Below are 3,616 nucleotides of genomic sequence, written 5' to 3'. Positions count from 1 at the left end.
GCCGGAACGGCAGGAGCGGGAGCCCCGCAGGTGCGACTTGCGACGGGCCGTAGGGTGCGACTGTCGGAACGACAGGAGCGTGAGAAGACCGAAGGTCTTCGAATGCGACGGGCCGAAGAACCGGAGCGGGAAAAAGAAGGAAGAGAGTTAACTCCCGACAACTCTGTCCCGCTTGATGACCAGGACCGGCTGACGGGCGTTCTTGATCACGTACTCCGAGACCGTTCCGAGCAGGCGGTCTCGGATGTTCGACCGGCCGTGGGAACCGATGACGATGAGCGAGGTCCCCTCTGTATCCGCCGCGGTCACGATCTCCTTTCCCGGGCTGCCGACGGGCGTCCGGACGGTCACCTTGATGCCCTGCCTCTCGAGCGCCCGGCGGGTATCGATGATCCGGTGCTGGATCTCTTCTCGCAACTGTCGCTGGGCCTCGGGCTCCTGGTCGGGTACGGTCCCGAGGAACCCCTGCCCCCCCGAGGCAATCAGCGTGATGTCCTTTGAGTCGATGACGTGGACGAGGACAACCTCCCGGGTTCCTGCCTCCTGCAGTGCGGGGATGTACTCCAGCACCTTCATGGAGGGCTCTGAAAAGTCCGTTGGAAATAGGATACGTTCGAACATACTCTGACACTCACTCCTGTATTCTCTCTCCGCGCATCGGGTATTTAAGCGTACGGTCGCCGGCGGGCACCACGCCCCCTCACCCCCGCCTCTCCTCCCGGATAAGAACCCTCCACCGGTGCAGCATCCGTCGGAGGCCGGCGGTCCCGACAGGCGCCGGGTACGGGAGTGGGATTGCCGTACCGTCCGGGACGACGGCAAGATCGAGGGCTTCGGCGCATTCGGTGCAGATGGCCTCCGCGCCCGGATCGCCCCTGAGCATGGGGTGGGGGGGCTGGAAGCGTACCCTGCTGCCGGCGATGTCGGCGAACTGCTCGAGCATCGCGGCCTGGCAGGCGCGCTCCTCCTCGACGGCGGCCGAGGCTTCGATGCCGCAGATCCGGCCGACATCTTCGAGGAACCGGCACGTCCCGTCAAGGCCGGCCGGGAACGAGTCCACGTAGGGCGTGCCGAGCCTCCGCTCGAGGTCTTCGCCGACCGGCCGGAGCGCCGGTTCCCGGAGGATGTTTGCGGCAGCAGAGCCGAGGCGTTCGATATCCCCCGTCTCGATCCCCCGCACGAACCGGAGGTTGACCCCGATGCCGAGCAGGCCGAGGAGGCGCGCGATCTCGGCCGCGTTCTCGTCGACGCCGTACTCCAGGTTCTTCTCGCCGACCAGGTTTGCCGTGAGGGTCGCCTCAGTCGCCGGCCGGGCGAGCGAGGCGACGGTGGAGAGGGCGTTTCTGATGCCGGTCTCAAAGACCCCGCCGAGGAACCCCGCGGTCGGCACGGCGATCACCGGGATGCCCCGGTCTTTTGCGCAGACCGCCGCGACGTCGTCCCCTATCGTCTCGACGATGCAGGTCGAGAGGACGAAGACGGAGGCAGGCGTGGGCGAGAGCGAGAGCGCCCGCGCCAGGGTATTCTCCAGCGCCTCTTCGCCGCCGAAGATGATCCCGTTCTCTGTTAAGCGGGTTGAGAGGAGGCGCGGGACTTCGAACCGGTCGTTCGAGAGCAATGTGGCGTGAAGGAGGGAGAAGTTGTGGTGCGTGCACCCCGCCGGACCGTGGATGACGCAGACGGCATCCCGTACCTCAGTGAGCACCGAGAGCGCCCCGGTCAGGGTGCACCCCTCAAACCTGGACGAATTCGAGGGCGAAGGATTCGAGTTCATCCATCTCGAGGGGTGTGGGGATACTCGTCGTTTCGTTTCCGCTGATCGTGCGTGCAAGTTCCTGGTAGACCGCCGCCTGGTCGGAGTCGGGGGCGTACTCGACGACCGTCTGCTTCTGCAGTTCCGCGACCTGCACGACTCGTGACCGGGGGATATAGGCGATGAGCCGGGAGTTGATCCGGCGGGCGAACTCCTCCACCAGTTCCCCCTCCCCCTCGATGTTCTTTGCGTTGCAGATCACGCCGCCGAGCGTGCACCTGCTCCGAACCCGGCGCGAGAGGCGGGCGATGGCTTTTGCGATGTTGTTTGCCGCGTAGACGGACATCAGCTCGCCGGAGGTGACCAGGTAGACCTCCTGCGCGTATCCTTCGCGCATCGGCATCGCAAACCCGCCGCAGACGACGTCCCCGAGGACATCGTAGACGATCACGTCGCCTTTGAGGGCGTCAAGGCGTTCGAGGAGCTGGAACGTCGCGATGATGCCCCGGCCGGCGCAGCCGATCCCCGGCTCAGGCCCGCCGGCCTCCACGCAGCGCACCCCCCGGAACCCTTCGTAGACCACATCGTCGGCGGTGATGTTCTCGTCCCCGCGCTCCCTGATGAGGTCGAGGACCGTCGGGATCCAGGTCCCGTGCATCAGCATGCGGGTGCTGTCGTGCTTCGGATCGCACCCTATCTGCAGGATATCGAGCCCCTCTCCTGCGAGTGCTGCCGACAGGTTCGCTGCAGTGGTGGATTTCCCGATTCCCCCCTTCCCGTAGAGGGCGATCTGTTTCATTGTTTCTACTATGCGCTTGCATGGGTAATTAGGTGTCGGATGGTGTTCCAACTCTGGAACTATATATGCTTTGTTGCAACCGGATCCGCATCTTTGAAGTCTCTTTTTCCTGGAGTGCAGGATTATCTATTCAATTTTGATAATCGGAAGTTTATAATTAGTTTTTTAAAATTAAAAAAGTATATATTTGGCTGTTTGAAACTCTTTGTCCTGCAGAGGGAAAACGAGCCATGGACCCACGATTCCGATCACGGTTGATTGCGGCGATTGTTCTCATTGTCGTCGTTTGTTCGGCCTTCTCTGTGAGCCCGGTTGCCGGTTTCCGTCTGGAGAACAGGGATGGGAGCGGCACCGAAGCGGCACTTGCGGAGGCCCTGGTGCTGCAACAGAGCACCAGGATTAGAGAAGAGTTTATGGAGAATCTCACTGTCTACATCGACAGCAGGAACGAGTTGTTCAGGCAGCAGGACATGTCCGGGAACACGAGCGGCCTCTACGTCCCCGAGGAGAACGCCATCTACATCCGGTCGGACAGGGACCCGGCGCGGGCCGACGAGGCCTTTGCCCGGCAGGTGGGGTACCGGGTCTACCGCACCATGGGTTTTGGCGGGAGCACGGTTCTTGCGGCGTTCGCCGAGGACCCCGGAACTTACCCGGCCCTGGACGTACAACCCGGTGAGGAGAGGGAGGCGGCGCTCTTTGCCGATGCCTTCATGCTTTACCACACCACCCCGGCAGCCCTGAAGAAGGATGCCCCCGAGGTCTACACCTACATGGACCTGCTCGCAAAAAGCGGCGGCGACAGGGCGACGGTGGACGGCCTGTACCTGAACTACCGGCCGGAGTAACCGGCTGGTTCTTTTTTTTGCTGTCCGGGAGCCGGGTCGGTTGACCCGGGGTGGGATAGGCATTTAAGGTGGTTGGAGGCTCAGGTGGTGCCTCGTTTTCCATCGCTAACACTGATAAGTGTGAGTGGTGAAAATCCCGTACGCTGGATCGTGGGAGTATCGCCGCGGGGGGGTGTGCGACTGTCGGGACGACAGGAGCACGAGAAACTCGAAGAG

4 protein-coding genes are annotated in these 3,616 nt (G+C 62.8%); 1 reads left to right on the top strand and 3 read right to left on the bottom strand.

All coding sequences use genetic code 11. The features are described from left to right. Positions 1-147: 147 nt before the first annotated feature. The 3 genes from BRA62_RS09145 to cfbC all read right to left on the bottom strand — a co-directional run bounded on the left by BRA62_RS09145 (position 148) and on the right by cfbC (position 2,552). The gene (locus BRA62_RS09145) at positions 148-621 is read right to left on the bottom strand and encodes a universal stress protein (RefSeq protein ID WP_292366261.1); all 474 of its coding nucleotides are present in this window, start codon (positions 619-621) and stop codon (positions 148-150) included. Positions 622-700: 79 nt separating this feature from the next. Beyond that, positions 701-1,774: a nitrogenase component 1 gene (locus BRA62_RS09140; protein ID WP_292366260.1), complete on the bottom strand. Its 1,074-nt coding sequence runs from the start codon at positions 1,772-1,774 to the stop codon at positions 701-703. Then, positions 1,734-2,552, bottom strand: coding sequence for a Ni-sirohydrochlorin a,c-diamide reductive cyclase ATP-dependent reductase subunit (gene cfbC / locus BRA62_RS09135; protein WP_292366259.1), 819 nt, complete (start codon positions 2,550-2,552; stop codon positions 1,734-1,736). The genes BRA62_RS09140 and cfbC overlap by 41 nt, the downstream gene beginning before the upstream one ends. A gap of 230 nt (positions 2,553-2,782) precedes the next feature. Here cfbC and BRA62_RS09130 point away from each other — a divergent pair, with 230 nt between their 5' ends. Next, entirely contained in the window at positions 2,783-3,400 is a 618-nt protein-coding gene (locus BRA62_RS09130) for a hypothetical protein (RefSeq protein ID WP_292366258.1), read from the top strand. Positions 3,401-3,616: the final 216 nt, after the last annotated feature.

The sequence above is a fragment of the Methanoculleus sp. UBA208 genome (assembly GCF_002498065.1).
In the GTDB taxonomy this organism is placed as follows: Archaea; Halobacteriota; Methanomicrobia; order Methanomicrobiales; family Methanoculleaceae; genus Methanoculleus.
Note: the sequence above shows the minus strand (reverse complement) of the source record. Positions and strands in the feature narration are given on the sequence as shown.